Genomic DNA, 23,759 nt, shown 5'->3' on the forward strand with positions numbered 1-23,759 from the left:
CGTCACCCTCTGCGCAATTCTCACCTGGCTACGCCGATTGGGAGACACGCCCTAGATGGGGGGCGGATCTCTACTAACGCGTCTTCGGTGTGGTTTCTCGATTTTTGTAGAGCGGTGCCGGCCCACGGGGGCACCGAGGACAATTGGTCGCCGGCGGCCTCCGTAGCCCCCCGGGTGCGGCCCGACGTATCAATCATCGCTACATATGACTATCATCGCATTATGACGATCAAAGACATTGGCGGTTGCCCAACCGCGGTAAGCGCGGGGACCGAACTCGACGCCGCGGTGGCGCTGTTCCACAGCCTCTCCGACGGCACACGGCTCGCGATCGTGCGCCGTCTTGCCGACGGGGAGGCCCGAGTGGCGGACCTGGTGGGCGAACTCGGACTGGCCCAGTCCACGGTATCGGCGCACGTGGCGTGCCTGCGCGACTGCCACCTTGTCGAGGGCCGGCCGCAAGGGCGGCAGGTGTTCTACTCCCTCGCTCGCCCGGAGCTGATGGACCTGCTCGCCTCCGCCGAGACTCTGCTGGCCGCCACGGGGAACGCGGTCGCGCTATGCCTGAACTACGGCACCGATACCGGAGAGCAGTCGTGAGCGACGCCTGCGGCTGCGGCCCCGACGAACCCGGTGCCGACCAGGCGCAGGAGCCGGCGAGGTTCTGGCAGGTCACCGAGATCCGTGCCGCGGTGATCGCCGGGGTGCTGCTGGTGGCCGGGTACGCCGTCGCCTGGGCTGGCGGGCCGCCCGCGGCCGAGCTGACCCTGCAGGCCGCAGTGCTGCTGATCGCCGGCTACACCTTTGTCCCTTCGACACTCAGACGCCTGGCCAAGGGCAAGATCGGCGTCGGCACACTGATGACGATCGCTGCCGTCGGCGCGGTGCTGCTCGGCGCCGTCGGCGAGGCCGCGATGCTCGCGTTCCTGTTCACCATCAGCGAGGGCCTCGAGGAATATGCCGTCGCCCGCACCCGCCGCGGCCTGCGCGCCCTACTCTCCCTCGTCCCGGACACCGCCACCGTGCGGCGGGGCGGCCGCGAGCAGACCGTCGCCCCGGCGCAGCTGTGGCTTGGGGAAACGATGATCGTCAAGCCCGGCGAGCGACTCGCCACCGACGGCATCATCCGCAGCGGGCGCACTGCCCTGGACACCTCGGCGATCACAGGCGAGTCGATGCCTGTCGAGGCCGGGCCAGGGGCCGAGGTGTTCGCCGGATCGATCAACGGCACAGGTGCCCTAGAGGTTGAGGTCACGGCAGGTGCCGAGGACAACTCGTTGGCCAAGATCGTGCGGATCGTCGAGGCCGAGCAGTCTCGCAAGGGCGAGGCACAGCGCCTGGCCGACAAGATCGCGAAGCCGCTGGTCCCGGGCGTGATGATCGCTGCCGTGGTTATTGCCGCTGTTGGCAGCCTGTTTGGGGATCCGCTGGTGTGGATTGAGCGGGCACTGGTTGTGCTGGTCGCCGCGTCCCCGTGCGCGTTGGCGATCGCGATCCCGGTGACGGTGGTCGCCGCGATCGGTGCCGCCAGCAAGTTCGGTGTTCTGATCAAGGGCGGCGCGGCGCTGGAAGCCCTCGGCCGGATCCGCGGTGTCGCCGTGGACAAGACCGGCACCCTGACCCGTAATCGGCCCGAGGTCATCGAGGTCGCCGCCACCGGCGGTGCCACCGAAGCCGAGGTGCTGGCAGTTGCCGCCGCGCTGGAGGCGCGCAGCGAGCACCCCCTCGCTCGGGCGATCCTCGCCGCTGTCGACAACGTCGTTCCGGCGGAGGAGGTCGATGCTGTCGTCGGCGCGGGGCTGACTGGCCGCGTCGATGGTGTTGCAGCCCGGTTGGGCAGGCCCGGGTGGGTCGACCCCGGCCCCCTGGCAGGGGATATCGAGCGGATGCAGCATGCCGGTGCCACCGCGGTGCTGATCGAACGCGGCGGCGTGGTGATCGGGGCGGTCGCGGTGCGCGATGAGCTGCGCCCGGAGGCCCGCGAGGTCGTGGCCGAGCTGCAAAGGAGCGGCTACACCGTCGCGATGCTCACCGGCGACAACGAACGCACCGCCCGCGCCCTGGCCGCAGAGGTCGGCATCGACGAGGTGCACGCGGACTTGCGGCCCGAGGACAAGGCCCGCATCGTCGCTGCTCTACGCGCGGATCGGCCGACAGCGATGGTCGGGGACGGCGTCAACGACGCCCCGGCGCTGGCCACCGCGGATCTGGGGATCGCGATGGGCGCGATGGGTGCCGACGTCGCGATCGAGACCGCGGATATCGCATTGATGGGCGAGGATCTGCGCCACCTGCCCCAGGCCCTGGGGCATGCACGCCGCTCGCGTCGGATCATGCTGCAGAACGTCGGCCTGTCCTTGGCGATCATCACGGTGCTGATGCCGCTCGCGTTGTTCGGGGTTCTGGGGCTGGCGGCGGTAGTGCTCGTCCATGAGGTCGCCGAGATCGTCGTCATCGCCAACGGTGTCCGGGCGGGCCGCGCGCGAAAAATCTTGGCCATGCCCACAACCCCTCGGGTGCTTGAACCGGTCGGCGGAGCCCGGTCATGATTGATGCCGAAAGCATGAAGCCGCCGTCAGCGGCCGTGCCCCGGCGGGGCACGGGCCGACGTTGGCTCCTGGTCGTCGCCAGCCTCTTGGTTACGGCGGCGCTCATTGTTGATCCGATGGCCCGCTCCGGCCTCGCTGGCGGGCGAACCATCGGGCTTGGGGTGCTGGACCTGCGGCTGGCTTATAACAGCGGGGTCGCGTTCAGTCTCGGCGCGCAGCTCCCCACCATCGTGATCGTGGCGGTGACCGCCGCTGTGACCGCTGGTATCGGTGTGTTCGCCTGGCGCACCGCACCCGGCAGCCCGAGGCTCCAGAGCGTCGGGCTCGCCGCGATCGTCTCCGGTGCCGCCGCCAACGTCATCGACCGGATCCTCGATGGCAAGGTCACCGACTATTTCCACACAGGCTGGTGGCCCACCTTCAATCTCGCCGACGTCTACATCACCGGCGGCGTCCTGCTCGTGATCTGCGCACTATTCCTCGACACCACCACCAGCAAGGAGCCCACGCCATGAGCGGAATGCCCGAGCATCTGCGCCAGGCTTACACCGCGGAGATGGTCGCCGCCCGCGATACCGGCGAGGCCGACGAACGGTGGCATCACCTCGAACGCGCCCACATCATCTCCCAGCCCTACCTGTGGCCGCACACCCGCAATCACATCGCCATGCTCGGACTCGCCCTGCACCAACGTGACCGCCGCGAGGCGCTCGGCCAGATCGTTCGCATCGTCGTCGCCGCACCCGGCTCGGCCCTCGGCCGCTACCCCGAGGGCAACACCGGCCGTACCCGTGCCGGGCTCATGACGACGATGCCCCTCTCGGCCGAGATGGCAGTGATCCTGGCGCAGTCGCCCTAGCGGGTATCTTCACGGGAACCGTCGCCCGCCAAGGCAGGGGGCTCTCACACTCTGCGAGCTAGATTCGGCTCCGCAGGACCTGGGCCAGCTGCTCGACGGTGGGCGATCCGGCCAGTCCGGTCCCCGTCGGGTAGACGCGGCACGCGAACTCGGTCACCGCCGGCGCCCCAGCGAATGCGTCCGTGCCATCGATCAGGATCGTTGGGGAACCGGCGAACGGCAGCGCCGCAGCCTCCTCCTCTGTCTCGATCCGCCGATAGCCGATCGTCACATCGGACAACCCGACCGTGTCAGCCGCCGCCTGGACCCGGTCGGCCGCGTCCTGCCAGTTCGGGCAGCCATCGAAATACAGAATCTCCACCTTCATACCTAGATCCTGCCCCTTGCTATGTGCGCTGACAATCGGGCCGTCCTGCGGCACCCGTTATGGGTAGCGGCACTTTTCAGGTGGTACGAATGTGCCCGATTCGGTGGGCGACCTGGCTTCAAACCGCCGCGTCGAAGTGAACCAACAGCGTATCTGGCGACGTCGGCGTCTGCCAGCGCTGCGAGCACGATGCCGACCTGGTCGCCGTGTAGGTCAGCCGATTCGGCCCATGATGCGGCGGCGATGCTGTTTCCGGTGCCGCCAGGCGGCAGCCAGAACATCGTCTCGAATAGGGCAACGTCGTTGCCGGAGCCCATAGCAGTCGCCTGGCCGCAGGCCAGGAACTATCAGCGGGAGCTACGGCGGCAGAGGCGAGTCCCATCACCTGCTTGCTGCAGTATTTCGCGTGGCCCTGCTCGTGTCGAGTGCGGGACGAACCCGAGACGCCCGCGCGAATGAACTGCACCGGGTGTCGGGAACCTGGCGCTAAGTTCCATCCCTGCCACGTAAGGGGCGTAAATGGCGGTCGGGTAGCTGCTCCAGCCGGAGAAGTGCGGCGGCGAGTTGGGTGCTCAATATGCCGTTGAGCTCCCTCTCTGCAGCCAGATCTTGGCGAAGTTTTGCGACAGCGGAGGTCTCCTCTGTCTGCTGAGCTGCGGACACTGGAGCGATCTGCTTCGAGATCTGGGCGACCAGATCACGAATGTCGGTGTGCTTGTGTGTGAGGGAAGTTCTCGCCAGACCCGCTTCCTCCGCAAGGGCCTTGGCGCTGAGCTTTCCCGAACTGTTCTTCGCTTGGCCATCGAGCAGTCGTCCGAGCGCAGCGATCAGTGCGTCCCGTTCAGCTGCGTCATCCCCGCGTCGGGTCACGTGGCTTCCCCCTCCCTCCCAGGGTGTCTGCCGATCTGGCGCGTCAGGAGTTCTGCCCGTTGTCGATTGCGCATGGCAAGTGGCTCGGGCAGAGACTCGGCCTCAGCGAGCAGGTCATCGCGCTCTCTTGCCTTCGCTGAGACGTGCTGATCGAGCATGGCGATGTTGGGGCAGTTGCTTTGACAATTTGTCAGATCGGGCGTTTGCGTGGCGTCATCCTTGGGCGGGCGATCGACCTGGCACGCAGCCGTGCTCGGGTTGTAGATGCAGACGACGTGCGCGTTCGGGTTGTCGTAGATCAAGTGCAGACGGCTGTTTCGGAACCGCTTGAGTTCGGCTTCGCTGCGAACCTGTCCGGCAAACTGTTCCTGGAAGCTGCTGAGCCCGTCGGCAAGGCGGTCTGCGGCGGGGCCGCTGATCTGCTCGTCATGGCTCCATGCCTCCGTCAGGTCTTGAAGGCGGTCCCAGTTGGACATCAGCCGATCGAATTCGACCTCGTCCGGGAAGCCTGATTCGGCACGTCCTGCGTAGCCCAGTGATGTGACGGAGCTAAGGTGGCCGTACTGGATGCCGAGGGCGATTTCACCACCGGGTTGGTTTGCGATATGCCAGGCCAGGGTGCGGCGAAGCCTGCTCAATGAGACGACTTCATCGTTCTCGATGTCGTCGAATACCAAGGAAGAGCCTCTATTCACGGCTCCTTCGCTACTCGCCTTCAATCGGATGGGCAAGCGGTCGCCACGGTGGGCGTGCTGGTTCCACTTCGTGATCAACCTCTTGATTCCAGCAGAGGCCATGGTCGTCGAAATCAGAGCGCCGCGTCGTGATCTCTCACAGTCTGGTGTTCGCTTGACCACCGCGAATAGGTACTCGCTGTTGGGGTTGATCAGTTGTAGTGCTTCGATAGCGCGGGCGGCCGGCTCGATGGTGATCCAGGGCTGTTGTCTCCGCCGACCGGCGGTGGCAGCCTGCCCGTCCTCATCGAGCACATTCTTGAAGGTGCGTCCCCAGATTCGGTATCTGCTGGCGGTGCTCGACAGGTCGTCTTCGAGGGGGCCCGTGCTTTCCAGGCAGTCGTGTCCGAGGTGCAATAACTCGCTGGGGCGCATGCCGGTCAGATAGCCGACAATGAGCATCGCAGATGTGCGCACGTCGCCGATGTCGAACGCCCGCACATAATTGGTAGCTTGCTTGAAGGCCGCGAATTGCTCCGGAGTAACGGCCTGTCCCTTGCCAGCGGGGACGGACAGGTCGTTGTCCTGCGCCCAACGTCGGGCCTTCCATCGGGCAGATTGGCTTCCCAAGTCGAGGGCCCCACTGAGGTACTCATCGACGAGAGCCATGCTCGCGTGCAGGAGATCGGCCATCACGTCCGGCGGGATGGGCTCGGTTCGGTTCTCGTATTGGCCTCGGGTGTCGCCTATCCAGTTTGTGAGATCGCGGTCGAACCACGGTGGTTGGACCAGGTGGAGCGGGCCGGGATGGTCTATGTTGTGCACCCAGATGCGGCACAGGAAGCTGAGGATGGCGCCCTTGAAACTGCGGCCGGAAGACGAGTCTGCGATCTCCGCCGCGTACTCCTCCCAGGTTTCCGTGGTGATCTCGGCGAACTGCTCGTACCCGCGTGCCGACAGCCATTGGGTGAGAGCGCAGAGCCGGTAGTAGGCAGCCTGCACTGATCCTGGCGAAATCATCCGCCGGCGAATCTTGGCGCTAGCGCGGAGCATGGGGGTATTGAGGATGTTGAAGATATATATCTTCGTGGCGTTCCTGAACGGCTCGGGAACCGTATTGAAGTTGAGATTCATCGATGCCAGGTGGTCCGCGTGATCGATGTGGTGCAGCGGCCACACATCGTCCGCGAATACGGTTATCGGCTGGTCTGTAACGTCGCTGCGGCGTTCGTGGGTGGCAAACACGCGGGCGGAGGAGGACGGCACGACCGCGCGTGAGCCGCGGTCGGGGAAGGTCGCAGACGGATTGTTCGACAGGCCGGTGGTCATCGCGTTTCTCTGAGTCATCGAGTGTCCCACTCTCGTCTCATTAGTCGTTCGACGGCGTTCCGGTCACCCGCGGTGACCGTGTCGCGTGCCCGCTTGAGATCGTCTGGGGAGAAGTAGGGTCCGGGGCTGGTCAGGCTTCGTATTCTGGCGTAGTGAGCCTGATAGCGGGTTGACCATGTGTGCTCATCCGTCGTCGCACGGAGGAGCTCGAAATGATCGAGCAGAGCCACGACCCGAGGGAGGTGGCGCCGGAGTATGACTGCATTTTTGCAGGCGAAGCAGGTGAGAAACGACGCCTCACATGGCGATCCCGTCGCCGGGTTCGATGTGGGGTCCTGGCAGGCTGCCGCGACGGTGTCCCGATGGCCGGCATTGAGGGCATCGAGCACACCGAGGTTGGCGGCGATCGGGGCTTCGGCGGCGGTGGCGAAGTCTCGGGACGTGACACGTGCCTGCACGTCATCGAGTGCGGCCTCGAGCCCGGCGGCGATAGCTTCCTGTGCGTCTTGACGGACTCGGGGGTCCTGCAGGGCATATTCGGTGTTGGTCGCGGCGGTGTGGCCTTGCGGATGGACCTGGGTCACGAAATAGTGGCGGAGTGCCCTTGCTGTGGCGAAGTCAAGTTCAGGGTGGTCCTTGCGCCAGCCGGCAAGATGGGCCAAAACGGTTCGCAAATGTACGTCAGCGAGGGTGAATAGTGGGATGCCGGATGGTGTCTGCCGTCCTGAGTTGAGGCCGCCAGATAAGACCACTAGAACCGCATCGGTCGGGTGCCCCACGGAGGCCAAGGTGCGCCGTGCGCCTTCGGTCGCCTCGAGCAGCATCATGATCATTCTCGCCTTAGACCGGGCGCCGTTGTCGAAGTAGGTCTCGGACCAAGTGCTCACGGCACCGCGGCGGGGTTTTGTGAGGGTGACGCGGAGATGCACCGGCTCGCTGCCATCACGGGCGTCGACTCGACTGATGTCGGATGTGGTGAGATTCAGGGCCACGCTGAGGTTCCATCCACAGGTGATCGTCAAGCCCATGACCGCGGCGGCACCCTCGCCTGCGGTGAGATACAGCGCTTTGTAGGCCAGGTACGGCGTTCGTTTGGTGGCGCTGCCATTCAGCCGCTTGAGCACAGTCGGTGGAATCACACGAAGACTAGGCGACGAAGGGTAGCGGCGGGCAATATCGCCGGTCCGGGCGATCTCGTCGAGAGTCTGGGCGTAAAGGTAGTCATCTGAATCCGGTGTGATGCGTCCGGCACGGAAGTCGTCGACGAGCATCCATGACGCGGTAACACGGGCCTTGGCCGCCCGCAGGGTTTCGAAGCAGGTGGCGCGCAGAGTCTCGATCTGGGCGTCGCTGAGAACGATACCGCTGACCTCAGCAGGAGATCTTCCGACGTATCCTGTTTCGATGGCGTGGAGGGCGCTCTCGGTGATGCCCGGAAGAACTCGGAGGACGGCCTTCACCGACTGCCCGTAGGCTGAACGCACCGACGGACTCATAGACAGAAGAAATGAGTTCCACTGGGAAGCCTGCAGATCCGATGGCCGGTCGAGGGGGACCGTGCGTAGGAGCGCCTTGACAGCGCGGAACCCAAGTTCGACGGTTGCCTTAGAGTTCCAAGTGCCATCGCCAGAGACGAGTTCGCTGAAACGCACGGCCAACACTCGCTGGAACTCAGGACCGCAATCCAGGGTGTCGAAGCGCAGCACGAAATCGTGGGTTGGCCGGCGGTATTCGGCAAGGCGCAAGGTGAGCGGGCCATCGAATGAACAGATCAACTGCCGACTCCGATCGGGCTGTCGATGACGCGCTCATCTGATTGAGCGATAAGCGCTAGGGCCTCGTCCAGTTGAGTGGGGGCTTGCTCCGTCGCCGCGAGGAACCAGTCCCATTCAAGAGCCAGTACTGGTGCTAAGTAGTGGTCTCTGGTCACCTGTAGGTTCTTGTGCCCGAGGAGGTTCTGCACGCGCAGCCAGATATTGCCTTCCTCGATGAGGCTCCGGAGGCCCGCCTGACTCACTCGATCTTGCTGCCGCAACGACATCATCGCGGACAGCGCGAAGACGTGAAGCGCGAAGGAATGTCGCAGCATGTGTGGATGGACGTAGATCGAGTCGTCATCGTCGATCTGCAGGGAACCGTGCGACACCCGGGACGAGGCCGCCATCCGGTCGGATGCCTCACTGAAGACGTCATTCCACGACGTGGGCTGGAGCGGACGGCCGTGCTGTCCGAGCCACAGTGCCAGCGGACGTCGACGCCCCTCCGAATCGAGACCGAACGTCCGAGCCCGATGCGACCAATCCAACTCATCGAGGTTGAATTGGACGGTCTCGCCGCTCTCGGTGTCGTCCACGGTGACTTTGGTCGCGAGCCCATTCCGGCGGGATACCCTCTGCACGATCAGCGCATTGGGGACCTCCTCGTAGACGCCGGACGCCAGGCCAGCGGCCTCGTCCAATACGCGCATCTGGGACACGTACTCGTTGATTGTCGCCAGCACTTCTCGGCCGAGGTAGAAGATCCGGCCACGCTCGGGGCTGTTCTTCGAAAGGGCTCCGGGGACCCGCCCCTTGAAGAGACGACTCGTGATCTGCGCTGTGGGAACTTCAACGAGGAGCAATCCCGCCGCTTCGGAGCGACGCATCCCGCTGCTGTAGAGAAGGTCCGCGTAGGCGGCATTGCGGTCCCTCATGACCATGCTCTCGGCCCGGGCGGCACCCACCCCGAGCAGTGCCTCGCTTCGCCAGCGCTGGTACGCACGTCGCGTAAGCCAATTCACGTCAGCCAGGACCTGGCCACGCGTCACGTTGATGTTGCCGGTCGGGACCGGGTTCGACGACACCGCATCGTGATCGGCGGCGTAACCGTAGAGGGACATGAGCGCCGCGCGGTTGCGCACGATGGTGCTCGCCGACACTCCTCGCTGTATCGCCCCCCGCCGAATTACTGTGGCGTCCGTGCGCCGCCACTGGAAGTATGCAGTCACGTCTCCGCGCCTGACGTCCAGCCACGAGAGTCCGTCCCGCTGGTCGCCAAGGTATCCGAAGTATGCCGCCACATCACTTGCGTAGTTCATGGCGGTGTGCTCGTTGTGAAAGTGGTGAGCCCAGGAGACCACGACGGGGTCCATGTGGCCATCTGCAGTCAAGGGGATGTGCAGGGGTGTGCCGCGTCGCGTCCACTGGCGGTTTGCCTGGACCGCCTCGCTGAGCCAGGGCGCTGGATTTTGGCTGGCGCCGAGGAGCCTGAGATCTACCTGCATTACTCGGGCATGGTTGCTCACTCGGACTCGCACCTCCACCGGTCGGGCATGGCTCAGATCTTAGCACCCAACAGTCGGCGATCCGATATAAGCGACACAACATGATCCAGTTGAACAGCCATCGAGGTATCAGCTCCTCGAACGAAGTCGATGATGGTGCCGGTGTAGGTGTCGGCCAGGGTGCCGGTCAGCACCACGCATCCATTGGATCCTGGCTTGAGGGTGATGTCCGTGAGGTCACGACGAAGCAGATCGTTTCGCTGGTCACAGCCATTCCTCCCAAATTCGACGTCGACATCGTCGGTCCAGGATTGGCCGAACAAGTCACGGTCATAGCCGGTTTTCGGGGCTCGGCCCTTGATCGGCAGAGTGGCCAGCGTGGACAGGGATGCCTGTGCGCCGTCGGCGTTGTCGAGTCTCGCTTCGGGTGTCGTCGGGTTGGAGCCTGGGGGCGTCGGCGGTGCGTCGCTGGAGGTGGCAGTGATCGAGGGGCTGATTGTCAGCGCGGAAGTCGCCACTGCGGCCTGCGCGGCGGTCTCAGCGGTCCCCGTCTGATCGACGCAACCGACGATTAGCAAGCCGGACAGGACAGCGCCAATAACCCACGGCCATTTCCGTCGCCCCTTCGGTACCGGTGTTGCGGGCGGCGGATATTTTAGATCGGACACAGCGGTGTTCTCCTACGAGCAAAACGTTGACGCGCGAGGTCCGTCGACACCGTATCGGGCACAGTTGGCGGCTGTTACTTCTGACCGAATCCGCGCAGCGCGTCAGCCGATGGCGTAGCCGAGTTGATGGGCTGCGGCAGGAGTGTTACATCGAGTCGATCGGCAAAGGAAGTTGTCCCACGTCACCGGGCCCAAACCTCAAGCAGGTTGCGCGAATCCACCGACCAACGCGGCGGTGAAAGGTGCGCTTTCCTCACAGTTTCCGGCATCCAGCACCACTTGACCCGTAGGTGGCCGAAGCAGTCAGCGGTGTCGGATGTGTATTGATTGGTCATCGAGACCGATCACGTCGGTGACGACCTCTTATTGGGCGCAGTCGGGTTGTCCGGCGTCGGCGAACTACCAAAAGAGCGATGACCATGATCGTCGGGTAACCAACGCCAGCCAACAGAACTACGGCCAGCGATCTCGGCCCCGCATCGATGACCGCGTGGTAGATGCCGAACAGCCACCGTGGAAGTGAACAGAGCGCGAACACGCTGAACAAGGTGTAGATGATCACCAGTACCCGGGCAAACCGCTGCACCGTCGTGTCCTGTGCTCGCAACGCGGTGAGCATAGCGCGTGGCGTTGCCCAGGTGGCGGAGACGGCGCGTGCCCCCATGGCGTCACGCAGAGCCCAGTAGCCGTCCGACTTTTCGGTGGGCCGCAGGCTTGCGAGGGAGACGGTGCATAGGGAGAGTAGGACTATCGCCGCCATTCCATCGGAATGCCAGAGGTAGGCCAGCGCAAGTGCCGCGATGAGGTAACCGTCGACAGCGAGGCCCGCCAGGTCGCCGCGTAGGCGGGTGGCCACCGGCTCGGATTCGAGGTGCGAGAGGTCGACATAGAGGGACGGGCCTGCGAGGTAGAGCCCGTAGCCGACCCCTGGCCGGTCACCGCATTGCGCAGCCACGGCATAGTGCCCGGACTCGTGCAGGAGCAAGCGGACAGTCTGAGCCACGAACACGAGCAGGATCGCGGTGCCAGGACTGTCGAGCACCGTAACCATGGTGGAGGTCACAGGAAGCGCCCAGATCACGAACGCCGAGGCGAGCAAGAGCGTCGCTAATCCGAAGCCGACGGTGGCCTTGGAGGCCACTAGTCGGCCCGTGGCTGTCGCGACCCCCGCGAAGAGCTGTTGCAATACCTGCGAATCGCGGCGGAAGTACAGGTCGGACAAGCTCGGTGCGTACGTCTGATGTCGTATCGTCCAATCAGCCGACTCGCCTTCCAGCACGCCGTGGTCGACGAGCAGTTGAATGGACCGGGCCGTCTCCTGGTCGTCCATGACTAGGGTCGGGGCACCGCCGGATTCCTCGTTGGCGACCCGAAGCAGGAAGTCATGGGTATCCCCGTCGACAACGAGGGGATCGCGGCCAGGCACAAGGACCACCGGATTACCGCGAAATCCGACGCGAACTCCAGGTGCGAGGGAGATGGACACCAGTGTTCAGGCGCTCATCATGTCGAGTCGGTCTTCACGTGCCAGGGCAACGACCTTGGAATCGAATTCCTCGGGAAACCCTGCACACACCCCCCAGACATCCAAGCTGTCCGGATCCAGCCTGGCACCGCAGCCGCCGCCGTGTGTGAGGGCGAGATTGCAGGTCTGGCAGTTCTTCAGCAAGTCGACTCGGCGTGCCCGCCATTTGTCCCATAGCGGAAGCTCGACGATGCCGCGTTTTGTGCTCATTCCTACAGCCTTGTCGGGCCGCCCGACCAGTTCGTGGCAGTTGTAGATGGCACCTTCGGGTGAGAAGTAGATGTTCCTTGCTGGGGCCCCGCACGCGTCGTACATCGGTCTGCTGATCACATCGCGGAGGTAAGCGGTCAATCGGCTCGAGGTGCTGCCGAGCGAACCGAACACTGCACTGTGTTCTCCGGAGACGAAGTCGCCGTAGCCGCGCATGAGAAGGTATTCGTCGATCTCGATGGCGCTCATGTAGTGGTCGCCAACGCCGCGTTCCGGCGACAGTGGATCCGGATGGACATTCACGTGGTGAAACGCGACAAGTTCGTGCGCGAGGATTCCGCGCTCGCCGAGGAAGTCGATGAGTTTGGGCAGACCGTCGATGTTCCGGCGATCGATGTTGGGTCGTATCGCGACAGAGACACCTTTATCGAGGGCAAGCTCGATGTTGTCGATGATCGTGGAGAACGTCGGGGCGCCGGACAACGGGACCCGGCGGATGTCGTGGTATTCGGCGGTCCCGTCCACGCTGACGATGAGGTCGTTCAGCATAGTGGGGGAGAGAAGGTCGGCGAATTGGTGCAGGAATACGCCGTTGGTCGTCGCATGTGTTTGTAACCCTAGCTCGGCTCCCCCGAGGACAAGCTTGCGCACGACGTCGCCGAGTCGGGGCAGGAGGGGCTCACCGCCGAACAATTCGAGATGACTGACTCCGCGGGTCCCGATCAGCGAGGTGACCGAACGCAGGATCGAATCCGCGTCGGCCTCGGTGAGGTAACGCTGTGGGAGCGCTCGCATGCCTGTGTCGGCCTGGAAGCAGTACGAGCAGGCGAGGTTGCACGAGTTGGTGGTGACCACTGCGATGTTCGCGGCCTGTGTGTCGCTGACCTGGTCCGCTACGTATTGCTGGAACCATGTCACCTCGTCTTCGGCTGACATCGATGTGAGGTAGCCGGCTTCCAGCAGCGCGTGAGCGGTGTCGGCTTGTTCGTCGAGGCGTCCGGCTTCAATGAGGGCGACTACCCCGTTAGGAAGCACGTCCGCACGCTTGTGTGGAAGGTTGAGGAGTAACGAGGTGTCGTCGCCCAGGTCGGTGATCCGGGTGTAGTGACTAAGACGCATCGCGGTTTCCCCTGTGGGTTGGTGGGAGGCTCGCCTGAAGGCGGATACCAGTAGTGAGGCAGGTGCTCAAGGCACCCTCGGGTGAGTCGGCGCCGCTGAATAATCCGTCGGGGTTGATGTCGGTCCACCACATCTGCCCGGCAGTGTCGACGAGGATGTCGGCGGTGTACATCTCCTTGCGAAGTGCTCGGGCAATGTCGCGTGCCTGTTGCTCGATCAGCGGATGGGGATACGGCTTTCGGTCCATGTCCACATAGCGGAGGTCGATGGCGGATTCCGGGGCGTTGATCGGTTCTTGCCATACCGATGACACCGTTCCGAAGGAGTAACCGACCCGGATTTCGGCTACCGAATTGATCCGGCGCTGATAGAACGCGGGACATGGCTCGCGAGACTCAGCGTGCGGAGGCGGTGCGACGACGGTCGTAGCTCGTCCGCCAGCGACGGATTGGTCGACGTCGACGGGCTTCCAAATCACCTGTTGCAAAACCGCGGGTGTGCCGATGACGGGGGTCGACGTGCCTATGACCGTTTCGAGGGTCGGCACGAGGTCTCGGATTTGCCACAGGTTGCGAATCTTGTTGTCAACAGCTATCGGATCTCGCGACCATTTCGCCGGTTCGGAGTCATATGCCAGAGACAGCAGTCCGGCAATGGTGGAGTTCCATTGACGCTCGATGAACGCTCTCGCCGATGCGTCGGCTTCGGCGTCTGCGCGAACCAGTGGGGCCGGCGGAGAGCTTCGCCAGCGGCGGTAGACCACCACCGAGCAGTCTTTAAGGTCGGAGTCGGTCAGCCGGTCTTGACCGCAGGAAATCGACCAGCCCGTCTTCGTCGCGAGGATCGAGTACGCGTCGTGCGGAAGGGAAAGGGGAAGGTGGACTGATCCAGGGACCGCAGTCATCGCGGGTAGGTCAGGATCGTCGTAGTCGGCGAGGATGTAAGTCGCGGCTGCCATTTATGCCGACGTTCCGGTGGTGTCGAATAGTCGATACATTTCGGCTGCGTACACGATACTGCCCTCGAAGTAGTCTTTCGTTATCCCGCTGAATTCTGCGGGAACCTCGTCGATCGCCGCATGCATGTGCTCAGCGACGTACCGGGCGTCATCGTCCATCTGGGGAAGTAAGACGGTCCGGGCTACGTCCAGCTGCGCGAGATCATTCTGTGCAGTCAGTGGACCGCGCCACATGCGATTACCGGTGGTTACTTGCATAAGTTCGGCACTGTGCCATCCCAGGCGCGAGGATGCGTGTCCGCACAGCCGCGTTTCGCGCAGCCGAGTGTCCTCGCCGATCAGCGCTTCGTAGATTACGGACTCAGGCTGGTTGTCGGCCGCGGAGGCAACATCCGTGAGGGTCCACTCCGAACTCAGCAACATTCGCTGGTTGACGCCGGCCCACCGGTCGATCGCAACGCCGCCGAGTCCGGTGTCGGCAGCGAAGCTTACGGCTACGCCGACGAGCAATCGGGCGGTTTCCGGATCCGAGTCGATCTTGCGTGCGTACGCCGAGGTGAGCCTCATACTTGCGGTGAAGGTGTCGATTCCCGCTCGGTGTTCGAGTCCCAAAACGAGGGCAATGATCTGGGCGATTGCGTCAGGCGGACGAATGAACGCGAGGTCGGAAATCAACCAGTCGAACAAGGGCGTAGTCGTCTCGATCCCGAACTCGCGACAGCGTTCGCGGAATGCAGTGCTGCGGTCACCTGTGATGGTGTCCGAGAGCAGCCCCTCGAGAATCTCGGACCATGCTCCGGGTTCGCTGAACTTGCTGAATTTTATTTTCGCCATGGATGACCTGAGCTACACCGAGAGGTGACACTAGGCATTAGTGCCACCTCTCCAGCATGCAGGAGCTAGTTGCCGTACGACTTGTACTTGCACATCTTGCCGAGGCCCATCGTGGTGCGCGTGTCGCTGGGTGTCACAACACTCTTGAGGAAGGTAGGCGCGTCGGCCGCCTTCGTGGGCGTCGTAGCCACAGTCGTCTTGTCTGCAGACATTTCACATTCTCCGTATCGCTTCGAGGGAATTCTTCTCACCAAATGCAGGGATATATTCCCATTGGGCGTAGGTGGCAACAATCATTCGATCAATCGAAAATTGACCCATTGGCGTCCCGCGAGGCACCATCCCTCCGCTATCCACGGATGACGATCTCGATCGCATCGTCCAGGCTGCGATTGATGTCTTCGACGAACAGCATCGACGCGCTCACCCTCCGGTTCATGGACGCCTAACGATCGGACCCGGCTGGCACGATCTATGGCCAGCTGAACCATCGGGACTGGAATCGAAGTCGACATCGTGTCCGGCAGGGGTGACCTGTCAGAAGCCGTGGCAGGACCGGCGACTGCCGTTCCGGTTCGACTTCGACGATTTTGAGGAAAAACCTGTCGTGGCGCGGCATCTCTCCCCCTGGTGCCGTGAGCAGCTGTGCGCCCGAACTCCACCATTCGTAGTCGACCAGTGCCACTCACCGGGCCGGTGTGAAATCCGTATAGCTATCGGCGATGACGCTTGGGGAGGAAATTAGATGACGCGTCACGGCGATGAGAAGCCTTCTCAGCTGCCCCACCGCCGCTGGGACTGACCCCTGCGAGTCAGACATTTAGACCACGATCGGGATGTACTGCGAGTCGCGCGGTGATTGTGTCGACTCACTGAACCACCCGGACCGGACACGAGAGCGTTTCACGAGCGCTGCTGAAGAGCGGTGGGCAAATGGCGGGGAAAGACGTCGCACTACTCGGATCGATCTTCAAGGATGGCTTGATAGTTGGTCAACTTAGCTTCATCCCGGTTTCGATGACGGCCGCAGCGGCAGTGTCGGCGATCGGCTCCGCTGTGGCCATGATCGCGGGTCCAAGCGCGACGCGGTCGCGGCTGCTCACGCCGCCCACCGGCGCGCGTCGGCGCATGCGAGCTCAAGCACTGGCTCGATGGGGCGCCCTTCGGCGACCCATTGCGCTGCGCTGCGGTCGTAGAGGTCGGCGAGGGGACTGCGCAGCCAGGTTGCGCAGGTCCAGGCATCGGCTGCAGCACGCAAAGTCGACCATAAGGTGAGCAGGTCCGGGTACACCGTGCCTGAGTCGGTGAACTGCCAGGTCGGATAGACCCATCCGCCGCCGTCGAGCCGGCAGGCAATCAGCGCGCCGGTGGACGATGCCTTCGCGACGGCCTGCCGGCTCACGCCCCACCACTGGGTCAGGCCCGAGGTGTCGTAGAACGGGCCGACAAGCTGGTCGTAGATGTGGCCAGTCGGCAGCGCCGAGGTCATCGACGCTGCGATTGCCTCAACGTCGGCGAACACCTCGGCAGGGACACCGGAGGCCCGGGCGTCGGCGAACGTCCGGTGGACCGAGTGGGTGAGCAACTCGAGCAGCTTGCGTTCCTGTTCGTCGAGAGTGCTCATGAGCAGTCCTTTCTCGGTCGATCAAGTCAATGCGATTGTGACCGTAGCGTCAACCTTCCAAACGCCTGATGCAGTCGCGGCCGACAGGTCCGACGACGGCTTCGCCATCAGGGGCGTGCAGCGAACAGGTCTCGGGGTATATCCAGGACGCAATCGTCTACACAACCCCGATCTGATCGAAACCCAACAGGCGGCGGCCAGGCCCTCGAAACAGGTCAGTTCGGCGAGGAACAGGACGAACAGAACTGACGTTCGCCGGGGCTCGCGGCCCGAGCCGCCGAACACCCCCCACGCGGGAGCGATAGGAGCGGACGCTCGCTCACAGTCAGCGTAGCGACAACCGCTGCGCCGCGGAGCTAATGTGAGTTATCGGGATCGCCACCCTGTCCGTCCGTCGCGGACACTTCCGCCTTCGAACTACTGCCGGCGCAGCGGGGACGATGTCACGGCAATTGAGACGCAGCCAGGGGCGGTGCACCAATACATCGAGAACCAACACGCGAGGCCAATGCGGGCCGAATTTCATTTCATTTCGTTACATGTAATGAAATGAAATGAAAATAGGATCCCCCGAGCAGCACCACGCCCTCGGGCGGTGTACGCGTCAAAAGATACAGTCGCACAACAACTTTAGACGCGGTTGACCTAACTGGTCGCGCAACCTGTTTCACTCAATCCACGATAAGTTGAAGTGGGGTCAGTTCCTCACTGGTGGTGCATGTCCAAGGCGCGCCACGGATTGTGGCGCGCGACTCTCGCCTCGCGAGAGACGATGCGAGAAGGAGAGGCTGTAGTGACGGACTCGATGACGAAGGAACTGACTCGCGTAGTCACCTTCGCCAACTGCAAGGGCGGCACAGGTACAACCTCCACGGCCGTGAACGTCGCCGGCCTTGCCTCGGAAGGTGGGTGGAGAACACTGTTCATCGACCTCGATCCGCATGGCAATGCGGGGCATGATCTGGGCTACTACTGGGACGGCCGGGGCGACTCCGGCAAGCTTCTGCGCAGCGCACTGGCGACCGGCTCCGCACTCGTGCCTGTCATCCCCGACGTTCGACCCGGCCTCGACGTCATCAGCGGCGGTGAAGCGCTGGACGATTGGGAGTCAGAGATCACCGGTCGTGCGCATCGGTCACGCCCCCACCAGAGCCTCCTCGCGGAGGCGCTCGCACCCATCGCCCCCGACTACGATCTCATCGTCTTGGACACCCCGTCGACCCGTCCGACGTTGTTCCAGCTCGCATTGGGCGCCACCCGCTGGATCGTGGTGCCCACCCGGGCCGATCGAGCCAGCATCGAAGGTTTGCGAGTGCTTTCGCGACAAATCGAGACCGCCCGCGATGCGAACCCCGACATCGAGCTTCTCGGCGTGGTTCTGTTCGACGTCGCCACCTCGGACAAGGCCGTCAGGCGCAACGCGGCCTCGGACATCGAGTCGGCACTCAACGGCGCAGCACCGCTACTCAAGGCGGTCATCCAGCACGCAGAGAGGTCCGCAGTGAAGACCAGGGAGAGTGGAGGGCTCATACACGAGCTCGCCGACCACGACGATGACGCCGGACAGCTTTCAGAGGAACACGGACCTGGGAGCGCATCTGCCCTTGCCGAGGACTACGTGACGCTCAGCCAAGAGATCCTGCAGCGAATCCAAGATGTCGAACAGGCGAAATGAACGAACGGACCCGTGTCAATTCTGCGTTCGTTCGTTCTTCCGCATTTGCCGGCAATCCGCGGGTCGGCAGTAGAGCGGCTTGCTCAGCGTGCACCGCGAACTCTGATCGAGCACGCCGTGCAGCGACCGTGATTTCAGCCATGCCCAATGCGACGCCGGCGGATCGGTCCCTGATCCGTGAGCTGCATCCCCCAGCTCGGTGCCGCGATGACCGCACCGAGCTGGTTTCGGTGTAGATCGAACGCTTTGAGGTCGGGATCCAGCGTCGGTGGACCGGCGGCCAGGGTCGCTGCCCATATCAATTCGGACTCGCGGGGATTGAGGTGCGGATCGGCCCATCCCGTCACTTCGCACGCGCGCTGAAGTACACCGCTGCAATTGGGTGATGTTGTACCGGAACGGCTTTCCAGCCAGGCGTGCCACACAAGTCGCTCGGCGCGGTGGCGGACGACCCGTTGGGAGGCGACCAGATCGAGGCCCGCGTCGTCTGCGACATCGTCGAGAGTGCGCTCCGTGGCAGCGACGGCATCTCGGGTCGAGGTGATGAGCCCAGCGATTCGCAGATCGGTCAGGGCCGCGTAGCCGGCAGAGGTATTGAGCTTTGCAGCGGCGAACGCGTCCTTCACGGTGAGTGCGTGGCCTGTGTGGATGAGGTCATAGAGCACCCGAGAGCGCAGACCGAGCACACTCCATGCGTGATGCACAGGGGCGACCTGTGCTCGTTCGAGTGCCACCGCGCTGGTGTCGCGCGCTGTCGCCGGTGTCGTCAGGGCGTACCGGTCTGGGAGCTGGCCTGCGCCGCGCGCGACTCGCAGCACGGGTGAGCCGGGCGTCTCACGCAGAACCCGTAAAGCCGACCACACGCTCGCCTCGGACATGAGCCCAGCGGCGTGTGAGAGCCCACGGCCGCCGATAGCCACCACTGGTACACCCTCGACCAGTTTGCCTGCGAGAGCCGAGCTGTAGGCCAAGGATTGGACGACTGCGAGCAGCGCGGGGCGCTGTCGTGATGCTAGGAACTCCTGATCGATCCATGTGTTGGCAGAGGCAAGCCATCGTCGTCGGATTGGATCGTCACGCGATAGATCGACACCTCCGTACCCCCCTGTGTGCTTGTTCTTGTGCTCGCGAACGCGGAATTCGGTCGCAACGCTCGCAGCCCAGGTGAGCGCTTTGTTGACGTCCAACCGTAGGGAGCGCGCGATCTGGGCGGAGTTCCTGTATCGGTCGTAGGCCTGGCGCAGGCCCACGTATTCGTCGGAGCCAATAAGACTTTCGATGTCTGCTGCTGTGGCACCACGACGCACCAGGGCCGTGATGACGGACTGTCGCGCCTCGGAGGGCGAGTCCCAGCGGCCGCGATCGAACTCGCCGGCGCGCGCGAACGCGGCGACCGCGGCCGGGATCGGGCTCGTCTGACAGAACCGCGGATGCAGCCTGCGTGTGTCGTCGACGCCGACGAGATGTCCTTCGCGGGTCAGCGACGCCTGTACGGCCGCGACGCGGGTACGAGGCCGCGAGGTAGTAATACCGCCGAGCAGTTCGACCATGCGGGCGACGACGCCGCGGTCGGATCTGAGAGTGAGGGCTTCGACGGCGTCGGGAAGTGTGCCGACGAGTTGCCTGTGCCCACCTTCTTTGCACAGTGACCCCGGGGCAGTGATGCACCCGTGCGTGGCGTTGCGCATCGGGGTTTTGTCGAATGTCGGCAGTCGGGATTCGAGCAGGGACAACAGGGCGGTGAAGTCATCGACCTCGAGTGATGTGCCTGCGGCCAAGGGCACGAGTACATGGCGACCGCCACTGGTGGACCGGTCTGTGACGGTCCGAGCGCCGCATTCGTGCAGCCACGAAAGGACGCGTTCGACGTCCGCTTCTACCTGAGCAGCGCCATGCGTTTTGGCGTCGAAGTCGAGCGCCAACAACTTCGTGCGGCGCTGTCGATCGTAGATGGGGACGGCGGCGGGGTAGTCGGGGAGACGCGACGTTCGAGGTCGCGGGGAGTTGAATTTGCCGCCGCCATCGGGCTCGGCCAACCGCATCGATTGACGCGCGGCGAGCAGTGGCGAGAGCAGCTTCCACACGACCTCGGGTGCTGGCCGCGCGACACATGAAGCAGCGACGGTTGAAACTTCGTCAGGGCAGGAGGTACCCTGAGACGTGTCTGGCAAGACAGTCCCTTCTGGGGATGCGCAACACTGAGATTCGAGCTTGCAACTCGCTTCTCGCAAAACTTCGATAGTGACCCCCGCCTCCTGTTGCTGCAGGTGCGGGGGTTTTCTTCTGTCGAGGCCAGCCGTGTTGCTGAATGTTGGTCAGGATCGCGCGTAAGCGTTTCCTGCAGTGAATATTTCGCTCAGGAAGCCTCGCGCAGAACCCTGCTGAGGCAGCACGGTCGAATCGAGCTTCGGATCAGGCTGGTGTGGTCGGAGTGATCCGCCATTTCTTCCCCGGCCCCACGCGCTCGGCACCGGGAATCAGCCCCTGCGCCAGGTATCGGCGCAGCGAACGCAGGGGAATTCCTTTTAATTCGGCGTAGTCCCGCGCGCTCAACACTCGTGGCGCACAATCGTGCGTAACCGCTTGACCACCATTCGCGGCGGTTGAATCTGACCGACTTGGCCTATCTGGATCCCCGGACATGATCTCACCCTAGGTCGAAGTCGAGGTGATCGCAAGAACTGAAATCGCTTGTCGGAGAACAGCTATACAAAAATATTACTCACGCGGAAACTCCTAACCCCTCCGTTTCGCTAAGGCTTCGCAGGTCGTAGCGGTCACCGGCATGGTCGGCGACCGCTACAAAGTTATTCGACTGAGTTATTCAAAAGACAATGTCGGATCCAGACCGCAAAGCCACGCGCGGACCGGCCCGCTGATAATTCGCGACGCGCACGGTCCTGAGGCAACGAGGAATATTCGGGTAGGCCTGCGAGGTACCGCAGATGCGCTCGATAGCTAAGACCGCCACCTCGAAGCTTCCATCGCAAACGCATTATCGGTTGCACCCACGCAAAATTTACGCGCGCGCATGTACTCAAAACATCTGTCTCCGTGCCGAAGTCGTAGCAGAGAAGATAGAGAACCACCTCGCACTGCTTGGCGAGTCCGCTCTCTACGTGCGTTTCGACACCGCTGTCGGCGGGCTTAACGGTGGCCTGTGCGTGTGGCCTGAGCGAGGGGCCGCTCGGCTTCAGTGGCTATGTTCTCGAACACGCGAACGCGGCTAGGACGGAACGACTGAGCCCGGTCAATCATTGGAAGCCGACGAGATCACGACGAAATTTCTTGCATGCGAGATTGTCTAGGAGAAACGCGTCACCGACTGCTGACGCCGAGACCCACAGCGCTCGAACACACACCGAGTCGACGCGGAGCGTGTCTCTACTCCTGCACGACGCGCGGTCGTGACTTCCCTTGCCGCATGTAGACCGCAGCCAGGGCATCCGGCAGCGTGCCCAGACCTGCATGCGCCCAAGCCCCCGCAGCCTTGTACTCGGCCAGAGCCCCGACTGGTCCCAACAGCACGCCGCTAGCCAGATCCGGTGCCAGCATCTCGACGTCGAGGGCGTCCAGTACGGTTCGCGTACCGACGCTGTGTGACCGCCATGTCACACGCACGTTGTCCCGCAGCCATACGTTCCGCGCTTCAGACGTAGACGAGGCCCACCAATCGTTGAAAGACTGTCCAGTGCCCTCGTAGCGCCATCCGGCGGTCTCGGTCGGCTGCGCCTCGAGCGCTGTTTGCCGCTCGGTCAGCGCGGCGATCCTTGCGTTCAGACGCTCTCGTTGCGGCGTGCCCCTCCTGAACGAACCCGTACCGATCTGGTCGGTGAGGTCGGACAGAATTTCGCCGACTTCGGCTAGTTCGGTCGCGACGTCACTGCCCGGCATCCAGGTTCGCACCGTCCGCTCCATCTCACCGAGAGTTCTGAGAAGCTGCTCTTCGACCCGACCCTCGGCATCCTCTGCGGTGACTGTCCTGTTGTCGCACTGGTCCTTGTACTGCGCTGAAGCGCAACGGTATCGAGATTTTCGCCCAGTCCCACCCTTGAGTCGGTAGGCAGGCCGCCCGCACACCCCGCAATAGATGACCCGCAGCAGTAGGCCTGTCGAACGCACTGTCGGCTCCGTGCGGTTCTCACGGCCGGACAGCTCGCCGGCGAGGCGATCGAACGTCTCACGCGTGACAATCGGCTCGGCTCGCACGAGGGGAGAACCGTCGGCACCCACCACGATTGTCTCGGGACCGAAGATTTTCTTACCGTCTGGATCTCTCAGGGCCTCGCCCAGTTCGTCAACACGCGGCTCACGGGTCACAATGCGGCCGAGTAACGTCTGAGACGTCAGCCCCCGCTTCAGAGGCCCCGAATGCCACTCGTATCCGGCCGGTTTCCGGCCCCTCGACTGCGCGAACCGATCCTTCGGTGTCAGTATCCCTCGGTCGGTCAGGTCGTGGGCGATGGCGCGCAACGGCTCGCCTATGAGCACTCGCTCGACAACCTCGTCAATGACCTCGACCTGCATGGGGTCTTGCACCAACCGCCATTCGCCAGCAGTATCTTTCTCGGGGAGGAAACCCCAGGGCGGAACGCCACCGCGCCACTTGCCCGCCTCATAGTTGTGCTTGAACGCGTTCGCATTACGCTCCGTGATGGCGTTGAGCTCCATCTCTGCGACATTCGCCACGAGGAGCGCGATAATTTTCCCGAACGGCTGACTCAAATCGAGAAACGACTCGGTGGCTGACACCAACGTGACACGGTGCTTCTCGGCCCAGTCGATCAGCTTCGCCAAATCCATCAACCTGCGCACGATCCGATCCATGCGGTAGAAGACGATCACGTCGAAATCGTTGTGACGTGCATCCAGCCAGGGGCCGAGCTTAGGGCGAGTGAACGGTGACGTCTTGCCAGCGGAGACGTCCAAGTCGTCGGCAACCCCTACGACGTCATAACCCCTGCTCTCACAAAGCTTTCGGCACTCCGCAAGCTGGCGCTCCGGCGACGTAGTCGCCTCTGTGACACGCGACAGCCGGACCACGATCAATGCCCGAGGCGCTGCTCTCCCACCCATCTGTCAAATACTACGTCATGGGTGTAAACCCGGACCGCGGACTACTCCGCGGTCGACATGCCATCGTCCTCCACGCCGAACAGAACGATTCGAGTCTTCAACTCCTGCAGTGCATTCTCGATCATCTCGATTCCCCTCCCTGTTGTCCGCTGCGGTAGTT

The 23,759-nt window shown here is 63.3% G+C and carries 19 protein-coding genes; 5 read left to right on the plus strand and 14 right to left on the minus strand.

The genetic code is table 11. The annotated features are described in order from the left end of the window. Window positions 1-222: 222 nt before the first annotated feature. From QM615_RS11315 to QM615_RS11330, 4 genes are read left to right on the plus strand one after another with little or no spacing between them, the layout of a single operon-like run. On the plus strand, window positions 223-600 hold the full coding sequence (locus tag QM615_RS11315) for an ArsR/SmtB family transcription factor (RefSeq protein WP_206492269.1): 378 nt from the start codon (window positions 223-225) through the stop codon (window positions 598-600). Continuing rightward, window positions 597-2,549: a heavy metal translocating P-type ATPase gene (locus QM615_RS11320; RefSeq protein WP_206497608.1), complete on the plus strand. Its 1,953-nt coding sequence runs from the start codon at window positions 597-599 to the stop codon at window positions 2,547-2,549. Before QM615_RS11315 ends, QM615_RS11320 begins: the two co-directional genes overlap by 4 nt. After that, on the plus strand, window positions 2,546-3,064 hold the full coding sequence (gene lspA / locus QM615_RS11325) for a signal peptidase II (RefSeq protein ID WP_241257668.1): 519 nt from the start codon (window positions 2,546-2,548) through the stop codon (window positions 3,062-3,064). The genes QM615_RS11320 and lspA overlap by 4 nt, the downstream gene beginning before the upstream one ends. Next, the gene (locus QM615_RS11330) at window positions 3,061-3,408 is read left to right on the plus strand and encodes a DUF3703 domain-containing protein (RefSeq protein ID WP_206497609.1); all 348 of its coding nucleotides are present in this window, start codon (window positions 3,061-3,063) and stop codon (window positions 3,406-3,408) included. Before lspA ends, QM615_RS11330 begins: the two co-directional genes overlap by 4 nt. A 58-nt stretch (window positions 3,409-3,466) precedes the next feature. Here the strand turns inward: QM615_RS11330 and QM615_RS11335 are convergent, their stop codons facing one another. From QM615_RS11335 to QM615_RS11390, 12 genes are all read right to left on the minus strand, one after another. Then, window positions 3,467-3,775, minus strand: coding sequence for an alkylmercury lyase (locus QM615_RS11335; protein ID WP_206492267.1), 309 nt, complete (start codon window positions 3,773-3,775; stop codon window positions 3,467-3,469). A 486-nt stretch (window positions 3,776-4,261) separates the two neighbouring features. After that, window positions 4,262-4,645, minus strand: a complete 384-nt coding sequence (locus QM615_RS11340) for a hypothetical protein (RefSeq protein WP_206492266.1) — start codon at window positions 4,643-4,645, stop codon at window positions 4,262-4,264. Further along, window positions 4,642-6,648 carry a hypothetical protein gene (locus QM615_RS11345; RefSeq protein WP_206492265.1) on the minus strand — a complete coding sequence of 669 codons (2,007 nt, stop codon included), beginning with the start codon at window positions 6,646-6,648 and terminating at the stop codon, window positions 4,642-4,644. The genes QM615_RS11340 and QM615_RS11345 overlap by 4 nt, the downstream gene beginning before the upstream one ends. A 14-nt stretch (window positions 6,649-6,662) precedes the next feature. Continuing rightward, the gene (locus QM615_RS11350; protein ID WP_206492264.1) at window positions 6,663-8,423 is read right to left on the minus strand and encodes a hypothetical protein; all 1,761 of its coding nucleotides are present in this window, start codon (window positions 8,421-8,423) and stop codon (window positions 6,663-6,665) included. Beyond that, window positions 8,420-9,931 carry a tyrosine-type recombinase/integrase gene (locus QM615_RS11355; RefSeq protein ID WP_206511543.1) on the minus strand — a complete coding sequence of 504 codons (1,512 nt, stop codon included), beginning with the start codon at window positions 9,929-9,931 and terminating at the stop codon, window positions 8,420-8,422. The genes QM615_RS11350 and QM615_RS11355 overlap by 4 nt, the downstream gene beginning before the upstream one ends. 32 nt (window positions 9,932-9,963) lie before the next feature. Further along, on the minus strand, window positions 9,964-10,578 hold the full coding sequence (locus QM615_RS11360; RefSeq protein WP_283347329.1) for a hypothetical protein: 615 nt from the start codon (window positions 10,576-10,578) through the stop codon (window positions 9,964-9,966). Window positions 10,579-10,909: 331 nt separating this feature from the next. Then, the gene (locus QM615_RS11365; RefSeq protein ID WP_283347330.1) at window positions 10,910-12,064 is read right to left on the minus strand and encodes a hypothetical protein; all 1,155 of its coding nucleotides are present in this window, start codon (window positions 12,062-12,064) and stop codon (window positions 10,910-10,912) included. A gap of 6 nt (window positions 12,065-12,070) precedes the next feature. Then, the gene (locus QM615_RS11370; RefSeq protein ID WP_283347331.1) at window positions 12,071-13,432 is read right to left on the minus strand and encodes a radical SAM/SPASM domain-containing protein; all 1,362 of its coding nucleotides are present in this window, start codon (window positions 13,430-13,432) and stop codon (window positions 12,071-12,073) included. Further along, on the minus strand, window positions 13,422-14,390 hold the full coding sequence (locus tag QM615_RS11375) for a hypothetical protein (RefSeq protein WP_283347332.1): 969 nt from the start codon (window positions 14,388-14,390) through the stop codon (window positions 13,422-13,424). Before QM615_RS11375 ends, QM615_RS11370 begins: the two co-directional genes overlap by 11 nt. After that, window positions 14,391-15,224 carry a hypothetical protein gene (locus tag QM615_RS11380; protein ID WP_283347333.1) on the minus strand — a complete coding sequence of 278 codons (834 nt, stop codon included), beginning with the start codon at window positions 15,222-15,224 and terminating at the stop codon, window positions 14,391-14,393. A 65-nt stretch (window positions 15,225-15,289) separates the two neighbouring features. After that, window positions 15,290-15,436, minus strand: a complete 147-nt coding sequence (locus QM615_RS11385) for a hypothetical protein (protein ID WP_283347334.1) — start codon at window positions 15,434-15,436, stop codon at window positions 15,290-15,292. An 887-nt stretch (window positions 15,437-16,323) separates the two neighbouring features. Then, window positions 16,324-16,848 (minus strand): hypothetical protein, encoded by a 525-nt coding sequence (locus QM615_RS11390; RefSeq protein WP_283347335.1) that lies wholly within the window; start codon window positions 16,846-16,848, stop codon window positions 16,324-16,326. Between the two features lie 793 nt (window positions 16,849-17,641). Between QM615_RS11390 and QM615_RS11395 the strand changes: the two genes are divergently transcribed. Further along, on the plus strand, window positions 17,642-18,523 hold the full coding sequence (locus QM615_RS11395; protein ID WP_283347336.1) for a ParA family protein: 882 nt from the start codon (window positions 17,642-17,644) through the stop codon (window positions 18,521-18,523). A 134-nt stretch (window positions 18,524-18,657) separates the two neighbouring features. Here the strand turns inward: QM615_RS11395 and QM615_RS11400 are convergent, their stop codons facing one another. Next, a complete protein-coding gene (locus QM615_RS11400; RefSeq protein WP_283347337.1) occupies window positions 18,658-20,607 on the minus strand; it encodes a hypothetical protein in 1,950 nt (649 codons plus the stop codon). 1,300 nt (window positions 20,608-21,907) lie between these two features. Further along, window positions 21,908-23,599: a recombinase family protein gene (locus QM615_RS11405; protein ID WP_283347338.1), complete on the minus strand. Its 1,692-nt coding sequence runs from the start codon at window positions 23,597-23,599 to the stop codon at window positions 21,908-21,910. Window positions 23,600-23,759: the final 160 nt, after the last annotated feature.

This window comes from Rhodococcus sp. IEGM 1341 (assembly GCF_030056895.1).
GTDB lineage: Bacteria > Actinomycetota > Actinomycetes > Mycobacteriales > Mycobacteriaceae > Rhodococcoides.